The sequence below is a fragment of the Flavobacterium frigoritolerans genome, from assembly GCF_025847275.1.
In the GTDB taxonomy this organism is placed as follows: domain Bacteria; phylum Bacteroidota; class Bacteroidia; order Flavobacteriales; family Flavobacteriaceae; genus Flavobacterium; species Flavobacterium frigoritolerans.
Window position 1 is genome coordinate 275,540 of the sequence record NZ_JAOZEV010000005.1, and the last position, 19,628, is coordinate 295,167.

The window sequence follows — 19,628 nt, forward strand, 5'->3', positions numbered from 1 at the left end:
TTTTTTTAATCCTTATAATAAAAACACAATGAAACTTTACCCAATAGAATCAGGAAATTTTAAATTAGATGGTGGTGCCATGTTTGGTGTTGTGCCTAAAACGATTTGGAATAAAACCAATCCTGCCGATGAAAATAATTTAATAGATATTGCTGCAAGATGTTTGCTTATTGAAGATGGTAGCCGACTTATTTTGATCGATACTGGGATGGGGAATAAACAATCGGATAAATTTTTTGGATATTATTCGCTTTGGGGAAACCATTCGATAGATAAATCGTTGGCAAAATATGGTTTTCACCGAGATGATATTACTGATGTTTTTATGACACACCTGCATTTTGATCATTGTGGAGGAAGTGTACAATGGAATGCTGACAAAACTGGTTATGAACCAGCTTTTAAAAATGCTAAATATTGGAGTAATGAAAATCATTGGGAATGGGCAACGAAACCTAATGCTCGTGAAAAAGCTTCCTTTTTGTCTGAAAATATTTTGCCAATGCAAGAAAATGGACAATTAAATTTTATAAAACGACCCGAGGCAGATTTTCTTTCAGCTTCGGAACTCGGCTTTGGAATTTTCTTTGCTGATGGACATACTGAAAAACAAATGATTCCACATATTCAGTATCAGGATAAAACGATTGTTTTTTGTGCTGATCTATTGGCTACAGCCGGACATATTCCGTTGCCATATGTTATGGGATATGATACAAGACCATTATTGACTATGCCTGAGAAGTCTAAGTTTCTTAGTGAAGCAGCAGATAATAATTATTATTTGTTCTTAGAGCACGATGCACATAATCAAATTATAACGGTTGAACATACAGAAAAAGGAGTAAGGCTTAAAGATATTTTTACTTGTGAAGAGATTCTTTAAAGATTGTAGATTTAAAGCATAAAAAAATCCTGTTTTCATAGTTTTGAAAACGTGATTTTTTAAATGCTAATATTGATAAGTGATAGCTGGTATTAATCATTTCTAAAGAATGATTATATTTGAACCGTTTCTAGTTTGATGAAAAAAGATTGAGTAAGATTCCTAACAGTGTGTTAATCTGCCTTTTTTTTGTAACAAAAAATCATAAATTAGACCCATATTTTAACTTTTATTAAATTTATTATAAATGAATAGTATCAAACCTATTTACATATCTGCTTTTGCGTTAATGGTTTTAGCAGGTTGTGGTGCTACAAAACAAGCATCGATTACTACACCTCCAGTTGTTGAAATTGCTCCTGCAATTATTAAAAAAAATGCTCCAGTTACGGAGAATGAATTAAAAAGATGGAGTCATCTAGATTTAGTAAAAGATACTATTCCTGGAATGAGTGTTGACAAGGCGTATGCCGAATTGCTAAAAAATAAAAAAGGGCTAAAGGTAATTGTAGCAATTGTTGATTCAGGTGTAGATATTGAACACGAGGATTTACAAGGGAAAATTTGGACGAATACAAAAGAGATTCCTGGTAACGGAATTGATGACGATAAAAATGGTTTCATAGATGACGTTCATGGTTGGAACTTTCTTGGAGATGCTGTAAACGAAAATTTAGAACTGACTCGTATTGTAAAGAAAGGTGATGATGGATCTGTGCAATATAAAAATGCCTTAGCGATGTATAATGAAAAATACGAAAAGGCATTAGAAGATAAACAGCAGGTAGATTTTTTACTAGAAGTTCATTCGACTGTAAAAAAAGCATTAAATAAAGATACCTATAAACTTGAAGATTTAAGTTCTATTACTTCTACAGACCCGAAAGTAACCAGAAGTAAAATGATTATGACTCAAATTTTTACTAATGCAGGAGCTACTTTTAATCCTGAAGTAGATTTTGAAGAGTATAGAGAACAAGTTTATGATCAGTTGAATTTTAATCTGAACAAAGAATTTGATGGTCGAAAAATTGTAGGAGATAATCCAGAAGATATCAAAGATACTCGTTACGGAAATAACAACGTTATTGGACCAGTTAAAGATAAAGCATTACACGGAACTCACGTAGCGGGTATTGTTGCGCAGTTGCGTCATAATAATTTAGGTGGAGATGGTGTTGCTAGCAATGTTGAAATTATGGCAGTGAGAGCCGTTCCAGATGGAGATGAGTATGACAAAGATATTGCATTGGCAATACGTTATGCTGTAGATAATGGAGCAAAAGTAATCAACGGAAGTTTTGGAAAAAGCTTTTCTCCTCATAAACAATGGGTTTATGATGCTATAAAATACGCTGCTAAAAAAGATGTCCTAATTGTACATGCAGCTGGGAATGATGGATACAATATTGATATTGAAAAGAATATTAATTATCCAAATGACTCAGAGGATAATATCAAAGAATTTGCAGATAATTTAATTACAATTGGTGCAATAAATAAAGTATATGGAGAAAAGGTCGTAGCAGGTTTTTCTAATTTTGGAAAAATAAATGTTGATGTTTTTGCTCCTGGAGAAGAAATCTATGCAACGATTCCAAATAATAAATACAAGTATTTACAAGGAACTTCAATGGCTTCGCCTAATGCAGCTGGAGTTGCAGCATTAATCCGTTCGTATTATCCTGGGCTAACTGCTCCACAGGTAAAACATATTTTAATGAATTCTGGTGTTTTACTTCCTGCGATGGTGATTTTGGGTGAAAATCCAAATCCAGAAGAAAAGCCAGTAGCTGTTTCGTCAACTGAATCATCAAAAACAGGTAAAATGGTAAATGCTTATAATGCGTTATTGATGGCAGAAAAAATGTCAAAAAACTAAATTGTAAAGAATATTAATCCGATGGAAGGGTGGCAACCCTTCCATTTTTTATTATATAGCCCATGCGAAAAATTATATTACTTTCTTTTTTGAGCCTTAGTTTTGGTTCTCTGGTTGCTCAAAATGCTCCCTATTGGCAACAACATGTTGATTATAAAATGGATGTATCCATGGATGTAAAAAACTATTTGTACAAAGGAAAGCAAGAATTGGTTTATACCAATAATTCACCAGATACTTTACGAAAAGTGTTTTACCATTTATTTTTTAATGCGTTTCAGCCAGGAAGCGAGATGGATGCTAGAGTCCAAACTATTAAGGATCCTGATGGAAGAATGATAAATAAGGTAAAAGTTGACGGTAAAGATATTAAGGAAAGCCGTATGAAAACATTAAAACCTAATGAAATAGGTTTTCTTAATATCACTAATTTTAAGCAAGATGGTGTAACAGCAGTAACTAGAACTTCGGGGACAATTATGGAAGTTACTTTGGCTAAACCAATTTTACCAAATTCAAAAACTACTTTTACATTAGAGTTTGATGGACAGGTTCCAGTACAGGTTCGTCGTGCAGGAAGAAATAGTACAGAAGGTGTTGCTTTGTCAATGTCTCAATGGTATCCTAAATTAGCCGAATTTGATTTCGAAGGCTGGCATGCTGATCCATACATTGCAAGAGAATTTCATGGTGTTTGGGGGAATTTTGATGTAAAGATTACAATTGATAAGGATTATACAATAGGAGGTTCTGGTTATTTACAGAACAAAAACGAAATTGGTCATGGATATCAAGATGCGGGTGTTACTGTAGTTTATCCTAAAAAAACCAAAACACTTACATGGCATTTTGTAGCACCAATGGTACATGACTTTACTTGGGCTGCCGATAATGAATATATTCATGATGTAGTAAAAGGACCAAACGATGTTGATTTACATTTCTTTTATAAAAATAACCCAAAGATAATTGAGAATTGGAAGAATCTACAGCCATTAATGGTGAAAGTAATGGATTTTTACAATCATAAAGTTGGGCCATATCCTTATAAACAATATTCATTTATTCAAGGTGGAGATGGTGGAATGGAGTATGCAATGTGTACTTTGATGTTAGGAAATGGAACTCTGCAAGGAATGTTAGGTACTGCAACACATGAGTTGGGACATGCTTGGTTTCAACATGTTTTAGCTTCAAATGAGTCTAAGCACCCATGGATGGATGAAGGATTTACTACGTATGTTGAAGATTTAGCATTGAATGAATTGGCTGGAGATAAAAAAGTAGTAAACCCATTTAAAGGGAATTATACAGCTTATTACAATTTAGTTGCATCAGGTAAAGAACAACCACAATCGACACACGGTGATCGTTATGATGAGAATAGACCTTATAGTATTTCATCTTATGTAAAAGGAAGTATTTTTCTTTCGCAGTTGGTTTATGTAATTGGTCAGGATAATCTAGATGCTACATTAAAAAGATATTATAACGATTTTAAATTTAAGCACCCATCACCAAATGATATCAAAAGAACTGCTGAACGTGTTTCGGGAGCTGAATTAGATTGGTATTTAATTGATTGGACACAAACTACCAATACAATTGATTATGGTATTAAGGACGTAAGTGATAGCGGAGATAAAACAGTTGTAACATTAGAAAGAATTGGAAGAATGCCAATGCCTATTGATTTAACTGTAGAATATGCAGATGGGACAAAAGAGAGTTTCTATATTCCGTTACGAATGATGAACTTTATAAAAGAAAATCCTGATCCTTCTGTAAAAAGAACAGTTTTAAATGACTGGGCTTGGGCAATGTCAACTTATAATTTTACAATTGCTAAAAGCAAAAGTGCGATCAAGAAAATCATCATTGATCCAAGCGGATTAATGGCTGATGTGAAAGCTGCTAATAATGTTTATGAAGTGAAGTAATTCTTTTTGTAAATATAAAAGAAGCCCTTAAAGACATATTGTTCTTTAAGGGCTTTTTATTTGTCATAAGTCGATACTCGACTTTATGCATTGGTTTCTAAGGGAATATTGTTTTGTGTTGGTTTTTTAAATGGAAACAATTGTCTGTAACTTGTTACTCTCCAAAGCCATTCAATTGGGCCGTAATTGTATTTTGAAAGCCACCATTTGCTAATGAATAATTGAACTATAAAAATGAAAACAGCTAATAAAAAGTAAAACCAGTATGGCATGGTTTTTTCAATATTTAAACCAATTCCTGAAAAAATAAAAGCAGCGAGTATATTTTGAGCCATATAATTTGTCAAAGTCATTTTCCCACCAGCACTAAAGTATTTAAAGATAGTTTTGAGTTTGCCATTTTCGTACAACAAGCATATTCCCGTTGCGATAAAAATCATTGTGCTTAAAATAAGCCAGTAATAGGGGTTGAAGAATTTAAGGAAGTCAGCTTTGTTTTCAATAGCTAAGTAAAAAATAACACCGATTATAACGGCAAAAATCAGGCTGATTATTAGTATATATATTAAAAGTTTTTTCATTTCGTTTAAACGATTAAAGAAATCTAATTTTTGAAGCAGAATCCCAAAAAGCATACAGGCGAGCATTACAATATGTGCTATAATAGCATAGCCAGGAGAAATGATTTGTTGGTAATAAGAAGCCAATAGGTTAAATTTAAAAAAGTCCAGCCAGTTTCCGGAATGATATAATTTTAAATATTCAGGATTGGAGATAATCTCTATTCTTTCGATGTTAAAGCCTTTGATATAAGCCATTAAAAAAGGAATTGTAAGAACAAGAACAGCACAAATTATACTTAGCGTTTTTGTAGAACATCTGTAAAAAAACAATAATAGAATTCCTAAAAAAGCATAATCTTTTAAGATGTCGCCAAACCAAAAACAGCAATTAATAAAAGCCAAACCAAAAAGTAATATCATTCGCCAGCTAAAAAAAGTAACTGGATTTTTGCCTTTCGCGGCGACATTATTAATTAAAATAACAAAGCCATAGCCAAACAAGATCGTTAATAAAGTCCAGGACTTTCCAGAGAAAAAAAACTGATCAAAATTAGATAGTATTTCAGATAACATACTATTCGTAGTTTTTTTTGGTAAATCAATGTGCGGTAAGCCAGAATAATTACCAATAGCAACGCCTAATATGGCCCAGCCCCGAAGAATATCTACAATGGCAGTTCTTTTGCTTTGTTTGATTGGGTGATGTGAATTTGTCATTTGATTAACATTTTTGTTGTGATTTGATTGATGATTTTTGATAAAACTTATGCTATTGTTAAGTTGTTCAAAAGTATGAAAATTATAAAGTAACCAAATTTTAAAAGACAAATAATGTTTTTTGTAAAAAATAAAAGTCCATTTTTAAAAGGAATTCCTTTTAAAAATGGACTTTTATCGTATAAATGCGATATTTATTTTTTGTCGCCTAAATGCTCAAGCATATCTTTTGTCATAGACTCAAGGTTGAAAGTATGTTTCCAATCCCAATCTTCTCTTGCCGAACTATCGTCGATGCTAGCAGGCCAGCTATCAGCTATTTTTTGACGGAAGTCTGGATTGTAAGTGATTTCAAATTCAGGAATATGTTTTTTAATTTCGTTTGCAATTTCGTTTGGAGTAAAACTCATTGCTGCCAAATTGTATGAAGAATGAATTTTAATCTTCTCAGCAGGAGCTTTCATGATATTAATAGTAGCATCAATAGCATCGTCCATATACATCATTGGCATTTTTGTTTCTGATGATAAAAAGCATTCGTACTTTTTATCGGCAATAGCCTTGTAGAAAATATCAACAGCATAATCGGTTGTTCCACCACCTGGAGGAGTTGACCAACTTATTAAACCAGGGTAACGGATGCTACGTACATCAACACCATAAATGTTATGATAGTATTCGCACCATCTTTCACCTGCTTGCTTACTAATTCCGTAAACAGTTGAAGGCTCCATAATGGTGTATTGTGGAGTGTTTTCTTTTGGGGTTGTTGGTCCAAAAACAGCAATACTAGATGGCCAGAAAACTTTTTTTATTTTATTTGCTTTAGCTAGGTTTAAAACGTGAAATAATGAGTTCATGTTTAAGTCCCAAGCAAATGCTGGATTCTTTTCGGCTGTAGCAGATAATAAAGCAGCCATTAAATAAATGTCGGTTATTTTGTGAACTTCTACAAGGTGCTCGATTTGATTGAAATCTAAGGCATTTACTACTTCAAAAGGACCAGAATTAACAACATCAGTATTTAATTTACGAATGTCTGATGCAATTACATTTTCAGTTCCGTATAATTTACGTAGTTTTTGTGTAAGCTCCGTTCCGATTTGACCGCAAGCTCCAATGATTAATATTTTAGGATTCATTTAAGTTGGTTTAGTCTAGCAAAGGTAACGATTTCGCAATTATATTTTAATTTGCTATTGATTATTTAAGAACTTCTCAGAAAGGATGTCTGTTTCTTAAGATTATTCTTCTTTTTTTTGTTATCTGGAATTGATTAAAAACAGAATAATAAAATCATAACTTCTTCTTAAAGGGGAATTCATAATTGTAAATTTACTTTGTAACTTTGTAGCTTAATGTTTGAACCGATGAAATATAGAATATCTCTTTTTCTTCTTTTTGTTTTTCTTTTAAATTCTTGTCAAAATCAAGATGAAAAGCGACTTGCTGAAAATAAAAAAGAAGCTAAGAAGAAGGAATTAATTTTTAATAATATCAATAAAGGCTGGATTTTTTATGATACTCCAATCAATACAGTTTCAGAAGAAAATATAAATAGCTGGAACGAATGGCGCCAGTTTCTTGAAGAATTAAAAGGAAAGCCTAAAAAAACAATTGGTGCTTTTCAGAAAAAATCGAGTGCGATTGCTCAAAAAGCGATGGCATTAAATAATAATATTCCAGAACAATTTAATCAGCCGCAAATAAAAAGCAGAATTTCTATCTTAATTACTAAGATAAAAATGATGGATTTGTATATTCATTTAGATAGAATTCCTGATGAGAAAGTTGTTTTTTTAATAGGTGATATCAATAAAGAACTGGTTTCTCTAGAAAGACAAATGGATAAAATTGTTGAGAAGAATAAAATTCCGCTAGAAGAAGGGGAATCAGATTTGATGAAAATGATAAAGGATACAGCAAGAGCAATTCCTAATACACCTATAGATCCAAATATTCCTAGAGTTGAGTAAAAGTACTTTATATACTACGTACGATAATTTGCCTAAAACACAGCAAATTTCGAATCAGTTATTAGAAAATAACGAAGTGAAACTGCATCTTAACGGTCTGTTAGGTTCTGCAGTTTCGTTTGTAATTCGTTCTTTGTTTAAGAAAGTCGAACTGCCTTTTCTTATTATTCTGGATAACAAAGAAGAAGCAGCTTATTACCTGAATGATTTGGAACAAATGATCGGAGAACAAGATGTATTGTTTTATCCCGGATCTTATCGTAGGCCTTATCAGATAGAAGATACTGATAATGCTAATGTTTTACTACGAGCAGAAGTCTTGAACCGAATTAATTCGCGAAAAAAACCGGCAGTAATTGTTACTTATCCCGAAGCGCTATTTGAAAAAGTAGTGACTCGAAAAGAGTTAGATAAGAATACGCTGAAAGTATCAGTTGGCGATAAAATTTCAATTGATTTTATTAATGAAGTTTTATTTGAATACGAATTTAAAAGAGTTGATTTTATTACTGAACCAGGAGAGTTTTCGGTTCGAGGAGGAATTGTCGATGTGTTTTCTTTTTCGAATGATAACCCGTATCGTATCGAATTTTTCGGAAATGAAGTTGATAGTATTCGAAGTTTTGATGTTGGCACGCAGTTATCTGTTGAGACACATAAAAAAATTACGATTATCCCAAATGTCGAGAACAAAGTATTTCAGGAAAATAGAGAGAGTTTTCTAGATTATATTTCTGAAAAAACGGTGCTTTTTATCCAGAATACAGATGGATTTTTAAGTCAGTTGGATAAGCAATTTGCGCGAGCAGAAGAGGCTTACGAGAAATTGTCGCAAGAAATTAAACGAGCAACACCTGATCAGCTATTCTTAAATCAGAAGTCGTTTATAAAAAAGGCATTGGATTTTTCGATTGTAGAATTGGTTAGCAAACCAATTTTTAAAACGACAAAGAAATATGATTTCCATATTCAGCCACAACCATCATTTAATAAACAATTTGACTTATTGCTGAATAATTTAAGTGATAATCATTTTAATGGATACAAGAATTATTTGTTTTGTTCAAATGATGCACAGGCAAAACGGTTTCATGATATTTTTGAAACGTTGGACGAAGCCAATTCCGAGAATATCCGTAAGCAATATCATACGATAGTTTTACCATTATATCAAGGTTTTATTGATGATGAAAATCAGATTACGTGTTATACCGATCATCAGATTTTTGAAAGATATCATAAATTCAATATCAAAAACGGATATTCTAAAAAGCAGAATATTACGCTTAAAGAGCTTACCACATTATCGGTTGGAGATTATGTAACGCATATTGACCATGGTATTGGAAGATTTGGTGGTTTGCAAAAAATTCAAGTTGAAGGAAAAACGCAAGAAGCTATCAAATTGGTTTATGCTGATAATGATATAGTGTATGTGAGTATTCACTCGCTGCATAAAATCTCCAAATACAACGGAAAAGACGGAACACCACCTAAAATTTATAAGTTAGGTTCGAATGCTTGGAAGATTTTAAAACAAAAAACCAAAGCACGTGTCAAACATATTGCATTCAATTTGATTCAGTTGTATGCCAAAAGAAGATTGGAAAAAGGATTCCAGTTTGCGCCAGATAGTTATTTGCAAAACGAATTAGAAAGTTCGTTTATCTATGAAGATACACCAGATCAAACTAAATCGACACAGGAAGTAAAAGCCGATATGGAAAGCGATCGACCAATGGATCGTTTGGTTTGTGGTGATGTTGGATTTGGGAAAACTGAAGTAGCAATTCGTGCCGCTTTTAAAGCGGTGGACAATAGTAAGCAAGTAGCAGTTTTAGTACCAACCACAATTCTTGCCTATCAACATTATCGTACTTTTTCGGAACGACTAAAAGAAATGCCAGTTTCGGTAGGGTATTTAAACCGTTTTAGAACAGCAAAACAAAAAGCACAAACGCTTAAAGATTTAGCCGAAGGAAAACTAGATATTGTAATTGGGACGCACCAATTGGTAAACAAAAATGTAGTCTTTAAAGATTTAGGATTGCTAATTGTTGATGAAGAGCAAAAGTTTGGAGTTAACGTAAAAGATAAATTGAAAACTATTGCTGCCAATGTTGATACGTTGACATTAACTGCAACGCCAATTCCGAGAACCTTACAATTCTCCTTAATGGCTGCGCGCGATTTATCCGTAATTACAACGCCTCCACCAAATCGTTATCCGATAGAAACAAATGTAGTTGGGTTTAATGAAGAATTGATTCGTGATGCGATTTCGTATGAAATTCAGCGTAACGGACAGGTTTTCTTTATCAATAACCGAATAGAAAATATAAAAGAAGTTGCCGGAATGATTCAGCGTTTGGTTCCAAATGCAAGAGTCGGAATCGGACACGGACAGATGGAAGGTGCCAAGCTTGAAGAATTAATGTTAGCGTTCATGAATGGTGATTTTGATGTTCTGGTGGCTACAACAATTATCGAAAGTGGTCTGGATGTTCCAAATGCCAACACCATCTTTATAAATAATGCTAACAACTTCGGATTGTCAGATTTGCATCAAATGCGTGGTAGAGTAGGGCGAAGTAACAAGAAAGCATTCTGTTATTTTATCTGTCCGCCATATTCATCAATGACCGAAGATGCCAGAAAACGAATTCAGGCCTTAGAACAATTTAGCGAATTAGGAAGTGGTTTTAATATAGCCATGAAGGATCTTGAAATTCGTGGAGCAGGAGATTTATTAGGTGGAGAACAAAGTGGTTTTATCAATGAGATTGGTTTTGATACCTACCAAAAAATCATGAACGAAGCCATCGAAGAATTAAAAGAAAATGAGTTCAAGGATTTATATCCTGAAGAAAATAATATCGATACTAAGGAATATGTAAAAGACCTGCAAATCGATACCGATTTTGAGTTGTTATTCCCAGATGAATATATCAATAACGTTTCGGAGCGTTTGGTTTTATACAACGAACTAGGTGCTATAAAAGACGAAGCTGGATTAAAAGAATTCGAAAGAAAACTAATTGACCGTTTCGGACCATTACCAAGACAAGCTATTTCGTTACTTAATAGTATCCGAATAAAATGGATTGCTACGAATGTTGGTATCGAAAGACTGATAATGAAACAAGGTAAAATGATTGGATATTTTGTATCCGATCAACAATCCGATTATTATCAATCGTCTAAGTTTAGAAACGTTTTACAATTTGTGCAAAAACACAGTACGCTTTGCAAAATGAAAGAAAAACAAACCGTTAATGGCTTACGTTTATTATTGACTTTTGATAACGTAAAATCGATTAAAAAGGCGTTGGAGTTGATGGAATTGTTTCAGGAGTAAAATCAATTAATAAAATGCCTTAAATGAAACTACATTTGAGGCATTCTATTTTTTAGGATCTAATAAAATCTCCGTCATATTTTTATAATTGTTAAGGAAACCTTTGGTGACCAGAAAATGTTCTGTTTCTTCATAATCAATCTGGTGTATTCCTCTTTCATCCAATTGATATATGATTGCTTTTGGATATGCTAACAGGATTGGAGAGTGGGTAGCGATTATAAATTGCGAATTGTTCTTTACGTGTTCGTCTATTGCAGTAAATAGTGTAAGTTGTCTCATGGGAGATAAAGCAGCTTCGGGCTCATCAAAAACATAAAGTCCATTATCACCTAATCTTTCAGTAAGAATTTTCATAAAAGATTCACCATGAGAACATTCATGTAAGGAATGTCCCGTTCCTTGAAGGTTATCAGTTTGCTCCATATAGGTTGCAAGGTTATAGAAACTTTCGGCACGAAGAAAGTAATAATCTTTGGGAAGGCTATAACTTTTGATAATCTTCAAATAATTAAAAAGGCCTGAGATATTTTGATGGGTACTAAAACGAGCATGTTTGCTTCCTCCTTCTTGTCCTAGCCCCATGCATAAAGCAATTGCTTCTATTAAAGTGGATTTTCCTGAACCATTTTCTCCAACAATAAAAGTAACATCAGGATGAAACTCCATTTTATCCAATCCTTTTATAGAAGGTATCGTAAAAGGGTATTTCTCATAACTTTCAATCAACTCTCTTTTGAGTGAGATTTCTTTTAAATAAGGCTTGTTTGCTATCACTTACGAGTTGATTTTAATTTAATTAGAGAGTTTTCAAAAGTAAAACATTTTAGTGGAACAGTTTTTTAAAATGTAAAATTGATTAGCACATTTGAACGGATATGTTTTCTAGAAACAATATAAGTGACTGTTCGAAAAGTATTTTTCGGGCAGTTTTTTTGAAATTTTTAGAAAATGCAATAGATAATTGCTCCAGCGGAGCATCATATTTATAGTAAATTTAAAGGGGTTTGGGTTAAAGCTACAGCGTAGCGATATTTTGGTTTATCTTCAGATTAGAATATATGTCACCCTCTATGGGGGTTTGTAAAACGACTTTATTAATTTCTATAAATATATTGTCCCTCTGGGACTTAGAATATCATAAACCTGATTATTGAAATACTAAGGGTACATAAAGAATTTCTGCACTATCGTTGAGTAAATTTGAGCAATTAGAATAAGATTGTTTTAAATAAGCAAAGAGGATGTCTGAAAAATTACTTTTCGGACATCCTCTTATTTAGTTTGTCGGGATAGAAATGATACCCGATTTTTGTAATTAACTATTTGATAATTAATTTATTTTTTAAAGACTAATCTCGTTTAAACTTTCTTCAAGAAATTGTACCATTTCATCTGCATTTTGTTTGTTGAATGGCATTGGTGGTTTTATTTTTAAAACATTATGCAAAGGTCCATCTGTACTTAGCAAATATCCTTTTTCTTTCATTTTTTCGACAACAATATCAATTTCAGGAATAGCAGGTTCCATAGTGGTTCTATCTTTTACCATTTCGGCACCAATGAATAAACCATGTCCACGAACATCACTAATGATTGGGAACTTATTCATTAATCCTTTTAGTAAATCCATGAGATAATTACCTACTTCTAAGGCATGTTGTTGCATTTCTTCATCTTGAATCACTTCGAGAACAGCTAGTCCAGCCGACATTGATACGGGATTACCTCCAAAAGTATTGAAGTATTCCATTCCATTATTAAAAGCATCGGCAATTTCGTTTGTTACGATTACAGCTGCAAGCGGATGACCGTTTCCAATAGGTTTTCCTAATACAACAATATCTGGAACTACATCTTGTAGCTCGAATCCCCAGAATTTATCGCCAATTCTTCCAAATCCTACCTGAACTTCATCGGCAATACAAACTCCTCCTGAAGCTCTTACGTATTCATATACAGTTTTTAAATAATTTTCTGGTAACGGAATTTGACCTCCAACTCCCAATAAGGTTTCACAAATAAATACTGCGGGCGATTTGTCTTCTTTTTTTAAATCTTCTATAATTCGTTGTACATCGGCGGCATATTTTTCACCTGCTTTTTCATCGCCATATTTATAAGGACCTCGATATAAATCGGGATTGATTGCTTTGTGAATCCATGGCATTTGTCCAAAGCCTCCTTTACTGTCAAATTTGTAAGGACTCATTTCCATGGCAACTGTTGAGGTTCCGTGATAAGCATGATCCAATACGATGATATCTTTTTGCTTAGTAAAGTGGCGACTCATTCGTATAGCAAGGTCATTGGCCTCACTACCAGAGTTTACGAAATAACAAACGTTTAATGACGATGGTAATGTTGCTGTAAGTTTTTCGGCATATTCTAGTATCGTATCGTTGAGGTATCTTGTATTAGTGTTTAAAGTAGCAATTTGTTTCTGCATTTTCTTTACCACTACAGGATGGCAATGCCCAACATGTGATGGATTGTTTACACAATCGACAAAGGTTCGCCCTTTATCATCGTATAAATATTGCAATGCTCCTTTTACGATTTTTAGTTTTTGGTTGTAACCAATACTCAGGTTTCGACCTACATTTTTTTGACGAGCTTGTAATAAATCTGAATAGTCGGAATCATTTATTACGCCATCAAATCCGCAAGCTTTTCTAAAAGTGTCCTGAGCTTTTATTGGGTTTATTTTGATGAGTTTGTACAATAACTCCCAAGCTGGTTTCTCGGTGATGAAATGATGGGCATTATCACTATTTAGCGATGCGTTATAAGCCGATTGTGTTACGCTTATACAAAGTCTTCCTGCAATTAAATAATATAATAAATCTAATTCTTGTGTTGTAAGCGGATATGTTTCGTGATACCCTTTTACTATAAATGAAGCGTCTGTTAACGGATCGTCACTTTCAAGAATTGCATAGGTGCAAGCTATCGCAAGGTTATTGATTAAAGCGGAATAGACCATATCGCCAAAATCAATCAAGCCGGTTGTTTTTTCATCTTGCGCCATTACATTACAATCATTGGCATCATTATGAATGTATGCATGATGAAGCTGATGTATTTGCGGAAGCACCTCGGTATCAAACTGCAAAAGGAAATACCCCGCAATTCGTCTGCGTTCGTGATTGGTAATATACTTCAGTTTTTCATTAGCGTCACTTGCTCTGCTAATGTCCCAAGTATAATGACGATGCATTGCCGGATGAGAAAAGTCCTGAAGCGATTTGTCCATATTCCCCATAAAAGCGCCTAGATTATAAAGCGCAGTATTTGATTTGTTTGGTTGTTCGTACCAAAAAGTGCCTTCAAGAAAGCTAAGGATTCGTATGTAATACGTTTTGTTGTCTCTAATTATTTGCGTTAAGGCTTCTCCGTTTTTATTGATAGAAAACTGCTGGAAACTTTTGGCTAATGGACTTTTGCTTAAATGCTGAATGATTTTTACCTGCGCATCTAGAAAAGGATACGGCTGATTTTCATCGGAAAGCTTTAATATATACTTCTGATTTTTTTCATCGGTTAAGATAAAATTCAATTCATCATATCCGTCTAATGCTTTTACGGTAGCGGATAATCCATAATGTTCTATCGCTAATTGCTGAATGTCTGTTTCTGAAAAAATCATTGGTAATGTTTATTAAGTTGTTTTGTCTGTTTTCTCGTAATTCTGCAAGGCCTTTTTTTGACCTTGTAGGTGTCTTAATTATACCTACAAGGTTTTTGAAACCTTGCAGGAATTAAATTTTGACTTTTTTTTATTTCCAAATAATGGCTTGTGCTGGTTGTAATGGGTTTTGTCCCACAAGAATTTTGCTTCCTTGAGGAATTGGTAAGTTTATAGGCTCGTTTGTATAATTTACACCTACATAAAAACCATCTCTCCATTCTACAAAAACACCTTTTGGTAAATCTTCGATAGCTACTTTTGCACGTTCATAAATAGTACGAACTACTTGTCTTTCTAGGCTTCCATCTTTACTTTCTGCTCCAATATAAGTAACAGTTCCTTTGCCTAGTTTTCTTGTAACAGCTGCTGCTTTACCTTTATAAAATTGATCTGCATAGGTTGCCAACACTTCTGTTCCTTGTTTAGGATTTAGGACATCTGCCCAGGTATTCCATTTATAAGTATTGTTTCCTGTAGTTATTGTTCCGTTTACATTGGCAACAAGCATGTCAAAAAACTCTACATCAGCACCGATTAACGGTACAATTGGTGCACTCCAATTGGCTTCAAAGAAATGTCCGTTTCTATCTTTTTGACCCGTACGGCAAGAAAGGATTAAGCTTCCTCCGTTTTCAACATATTTGGTCCATTTGTCTACCAATTTCTGATCTATAAGCTGGTAAGCAGGAGCAACGATAAATGGGTAAGCAGAGAAGTCATCGTTTTCGGTAATAAAATCTACTGGAGCACCAGTCGATTTTATAGCTGTTGTATAAGTATTTCTATGTCTCCAAGTACTCCAGAATTCGGTTTGTTTTTGGTTTTCTAAATCCCAAAGGTTCTCATGACTCCATAAAAATCCTGTTTTTCTTTTTGCAATTTCTTGTGGAATTACTGCTTTAGGATTGTACTCTTTACGAAGTAATTTCATGTCTTCAATAGATTGTACAAATTCTTTTCCGCCTGTTGTAAGTGTTACCCCATCTGTTCCTACGATTCCGTCATGGTACATTTCGCTACTTCCTAGTGGGTGTCTGTATCTGTACGTACAAGTAAATGAACAACCACCGCCAAAAGCTTGTGAGATCCACATATGAACCGTTCCAGGTTGTAATTGTGGGTTAATCCCTGCCCAGTTTACTTGCCCAGGTTGTAATTCCATAATACCAGTAACACCGCTTATAGATCTATAGTAATCGTTGGCTTCAGATATTTTGTTAGGTGATCCCATTCTAAAACTATCTCCTCCCAAAGGATTTTGACCACTTACAGGATACATCGTATACGTAATGAAATCCATTTTGTTGGCACTTCTTGGGTCGGCATCATAAATTACATTGGTAAAGTTGGTTGTTATCCATTGTTTTGGATCAACATACTTTCTAAGTATCTCGGCTTGTCTATTCAAATATTCACCTTGTGCATCTGAGGTAAATCGTTTAAAATCTAAAACGGCATGAGGGCTTAATTTATCTTCAAAATAAATTTCTGCATTAGGTAAAACGATTTGTTCGAAGTTATTATAACGGGTACTCCAGAAATTTCCAACCCATTCGGTATTTAATTTTTCGATAGTTCCGTATTTGGCTTTAAGCCAAATTTGAAATGCTTTGCGAGCTGAAGGACTAAAATCGGCAGTACCTAATGGTTCATTGTCGATTTGCCAGCCCATGATATTTTTATTTTTACCGTATCTTTTTCCAAGTTCGGCCACTATTTGATCTGTAAATTCTCGGTATTTTTCATTTGTTATAGATACATTCGCTCTATTGCCGTGCTCTCTGCGACGTCCGCTTGCATCTACCAAATAAATTTCAGGATATTTATCTCCCATCCAAGCTGGTGGAGTTGGAGTTGGAGTACAAAGAATCACTTTTAAGCCTTCTTTTTCAGCAATGGCAAGTGCATCATCAAGCCATTTAAAATCATATTTGCCTTCTTCGGGTTCCATATAAGTCCAAGCAAATTCAGCAAAATGCGTAAACTCAAATCCTAGTTTTTTTATGTTTTTTAAATCGCGTTCCCATTGTTCTTTTGGCCATTGCTCAGGATAATAGTAAACACCAATTTGCATTAAATCTGGTTTTGAAAAAAACCGTTGTGGGTCTTTCTTCTCTGTAGCGGTGGTTTTTTTACTTTGAGAAAAAACGGGAGTCGAATTACAATTTGCAATAAGCAATAGTGTAAATAAAATTTTAACTAAAGGTGTATTTTGCTTGAACATTCTTGGTTGTATTGGGTTAATCGAATATAGGTAATTTGTTATTTATGGTTGTAATTCATAAAAAAGGGATTTAACACATAGAAACATAGATTTAAAAGTTAAAACTTAAGGTCTTCTCTAGAAAATCTCGATTTTTTTGCATAGCACTATGTGTTTTATTTCTGAGTGAAACGCCTTTTTCGAAATTTGTAAACTATGTTTCTATGTGTTAAAAATAATTACAATTAGTAGCTTAATTATTTATCTTCTAAAAGAAGCATTAAATAATGTGAGGCCGACCAGCTAAAGTTAAAGGCTTCCATTCCTTTTCCTGTAAGCGGTTGGTAATTTTCTCTTATAGAAGTGCCTTTGTCCAGAACTCCTTCAGCATTATGAATGAGTTTATGTGCCAATTGGTTTGCTTCGGATGTATAACCGTATTTTTCTAATCCATTTATACCAAAATAACTTTGGTCAAGCCAAATTGGTCCTCTCCAATAGCCACGTTCTGGTTTAAATTTTGGGTGGTTTGCTGCCAATGTTGGTAAAGGAACAAAAGTGTTGAAAATAGTTGGATTCATCATGTTTTCTTTCATTGCTTTAGTTTGTTCAGTAGTAGCTACCTCAGCCCAAATAGGTAAATAACCTTCACATCCCATTGCTTTTATCAATGTTTTTCCGTCGATTGTTGTATCGTAATACCAACCTGTTGTTGGATCCCAAAATTGAGTTTGAATTTTAGCTTTTAATGCTACACTTTCGTCTTGCCATTTTTTAGCTTCTTCATTCAATTTTAAAACTTGAGCCATTTTATTTAAATAGTTCTTTTCGGCATATAAAAATGAATTCAAGTCAACGCTTTCTTGGTCTAAAGAATAGGCTTTGTCTCCGTTTTTCAGGATTTTGCTATCATCAAAACGTACAGCATTGTCCATTCCGCTTTCCCATTTTGCTGCAACCAATGTACCATCTGTAGAACCAAATTCGCATATTCCATCTTGATCGTGGTCACGTTCTTTGTACCACCAGTTATGATATGATTTTAGTTTTGGATAAAACTCTTTTATAAAATTAGCATCTTTGGTTTTTTCATAAATTTTCCAGATTGCCCATGCTGCAAGTGGAGATTTTGTGTTTCGGTAATTGTTTTCTTCGATAAGATTATTTCTGTAAACACAATCCGGAATAAATCCGTTTGGTTCCTGATAATCAAATAGTGCACGCATTTGATCTTTTGCTAATTCAGAATCATAATTGGCAACAGCAACAGCGTGTTTCCAACTGTCCCATGCCCAAAAACCATGAAACCATTCGTAATTGTAACTTGGGAAAAGCCCACCATGTTTTAAACCTTCGGCAGCAATTCGGGTATTGTTTTGCAATGTAAGTACCAGTTTTGCTACTAAATCAGAATAAGTATTGTCTTTGTAAATTGCTTTTTTCTTGGCAATTAATTGTGCCAATTGAGTTTCTTTTTCTTTTTGTGTTTTTTTAAGCAGGGTGTTAAATGTTGTTTTTGCTATAATTTCATTTTCATTTTTCCATGAATATTGTGAGAAAATAAAGGATTGAGAAACAACTATTTCTTTGGTTTCGTTTGGTTTTAATACCAATTTTTCTGTTTGAGTTTTATAACCTTGTTTGGTAATTTCAATTTCAGGTGTAGTATTAATAAACTGAATGTAACCCACAGCTGTACTTTTCGTGGAAACGATTTTTAAAGTTTTACCTTCTTTGGATAACTGTAAATCATCTAAAAAAATAGTCGAACCATAAGATGGGTAAAGCGTTATTGCTTTTCCAGATGTATTAGTAATACTTGTTTTTTGTAATGCCGAATGTCCTGATAAGAAAACAAGTTGTTGTTTTATATCTAATTTTTCGTTTTTAAATTGTTGTTCTAAGTGGCTATTGTAGCTGTTTTGACTTACTAATGCCGTTTTCCAGTTGATAATTTCTTGTTTGTTCTCGTCATTAAGTTGTAAGGAAACAAATGATGGACTTAACCAAACTCCGTTTTGTTCTGTCATTAAAAAAGGACCTGAAAAGCCAGCCTGAACTCCGGATGGTTCTAAGAATCCGAATCCGAACCAAGCTCCTTTATCCGAGAAAACTAATGATTTTCTATCGGTAGCTTTTGCCGGATTTCCTTTGTAATTTATACTGTTTTTTGAAGATTCTAAAATCGGAAAGTCTTTTTGTGCCCAACTGGATTGTAATATAAAAAAGAATGAAAGAATAAAAAGTGTTTGCCTTTTGCCCATGTTGTTTCGTCTTTATGGAGTTTTTTATTTTAAGATGTATTTTTTCTTGTAAATCGGTATCAATTGATAAGCATAATGTCGTTTAGTGTAATCCGTAAAAAAGGTATTTAACGCATAGCTTTCTATGCGGTTTATTTTGAGTGAAACG

Annotated in this window: 11 protein-coding genes; 5 read left to right on the forward strand and 6 right to left on the reverse strand. The window is 33.7% G+C overall.

The annotated features are described in order from the left end of the window. The first annotated feature begins 28 nt into the window (after positions 1-28). The 3 genes from OIU80_RS09180 (at position 29) to OIU80_RS09190 (ending at position 4,708) form a co-directional block, all read left to right on the forward strand. A complete protein-coding gene (locus tag OIU80_RS09180; RefSeq protein WP_264286726.1) occupies positions 29-886 on the forward strand; it encodes an MBL fold metallo-hydrolase in 858 nt (285 codons plus the stop codon). Between the two features lie 247 nt (positions 887-1,133). After that, complete coding sequence (locus OIU80_RS09185) at positions 1,134-2,768, forward strand: S8 family peptidase (protein WP_264286727.1); 1,635 nt, start codon at positions 1,134-1,136, stop codon at positions 2,766-2,768. A gap of 62 nt (positions 2,769-2,830) precedes the next feature. Further along, a complete protein-coding gene (locus tag OIU80_RS09190; protein ID WP_264286728.1) occupies positions 2,831-4,708 on the forward strand; it encodes a M1 family metallopeptidase in 1,878 nt (625 codons plus the stop codon). Positions 4,709-4,791: 83 nt separating this feature from the next. Here OIU80_RS09190 and OIU80_RS09195 read toward each other — a convergent pair whose 3' ends face one another. Both OIU80_RS09195 and OIU80_RS09200 read right to left on the reverse strand, forming a co-directional pair. After that, entirely contained in the window at positions 4,792-5,988 is a 1,197-nt protein-coding gene (locus OIU80_RS09195; RefSeq protein WP_264286729.1) for a DUF418 domain-containing protein, read from the reverse strand. A 194-nt stretch (positions 5,989-6,182) separates the two neighbouring features. Further along, positions 6,183-7,130 (reverse strand): L-threonine 3-dehydrogenase, encoded by a 948-nt coding sequence (locus OIU80_RS09200; RefSeq protein WP_264286730.1) that lies wholly within the window; start codon positions 7,128-7,130, stop codon positions 6,183-6,185. A 228-nt stretch (positions 7,131-7,358) separates the two neighbouring features. Here OIU80_RS09200 and OIU80_RS09205 point away from each other — a divergent pair, with 228 nt between their 5' ends. Continuing rightward, positions 7,359-7,964 (forward strand): hypothetical protein, encoded by a 606-nt coding sequence (locus tag OIU80_RS09205; RefSeq protein ID WP_264286731.1) that lies wholly within the window; start codon positions 7,359-7,361, stop codon positions 7,962-7,964. Then, on the forward strand, positions 7,957-11,322 hold the full coding sequence (gene mfd / locus OIU80_RS09210; protein ID WP_264286732.1) for a transcription-repair coupling factor: 3,366 nt from the start codon (positions 7,957-7,959) through the stop codon (positions 11,320-11,322). The genes OIU80_RS09205 and mfd overlap by 8 nt, the downstream gene beginning before the upstream one ends. Before the next feature lie 45 nt (positions 11,323-11,367). On the opposite strand, the gene OIU80_RS09215 is transcribed toward mfd, so the two are convergent. The 4 genes from OIU80_RS09215 to OIU80_RS09230 all read right to left on the reverse strand — a co-directional run bounded on the left by OIU80_RS09215 (position 11,368) and on the right by OIU80_RS09230 (position 19,480). Continuing rightward, on the reverse strand, positions 11,368-12,099 hold the full coding sequence (locus OIU80_RS09215; RefSeq protein ID WP_264286733.1) for an AAA family ATPase: 732 nt from the start codon (positions 12,097-12,099) through the stop codon (positions 11,368-11,370). Positions 12,100-12,667: 568 nt separating this feature from the next. Continuing rightward, entirely contained in the window at positions 12,668-14,971 is a 2,304-nt protein-coding gene (locus OIU80_RS09220) for an aminotransferase class III-fold pyridoxal phosphate-dependent enzyme (protein WP_264286734.1), read from the reverse strand. A gap of 130 nt (positions 14,972-15,101) precedes the next feature. Further along, entirely contained in the window at positions 15,102-17,237 is a 2,136-nt protein-coding gene (locus tag OIU80_RS09225) for a beta-galactosidase (RefSeq protein ID WP_264286735.1), read from the reverse strand. Positions 17,238-17,473: 236 nt separating this feature from the next. Then, positions 17,474-19,480 carry an MGH1-like glycoside hydrolase domain-containing protein gene (locus OIU80_RS09230; protein ID WP_264286736.1) on the reverse strand — a complete coding sequence of 669 codons (2,007 nt, stop codon included), beginning with the start codon at positions 19,478-19,480 and terminating at the stop codon, positions 17,474-17,476. Between the last annotated feature and the right edge of the window lie 148 nt (positions 19,481-19,628).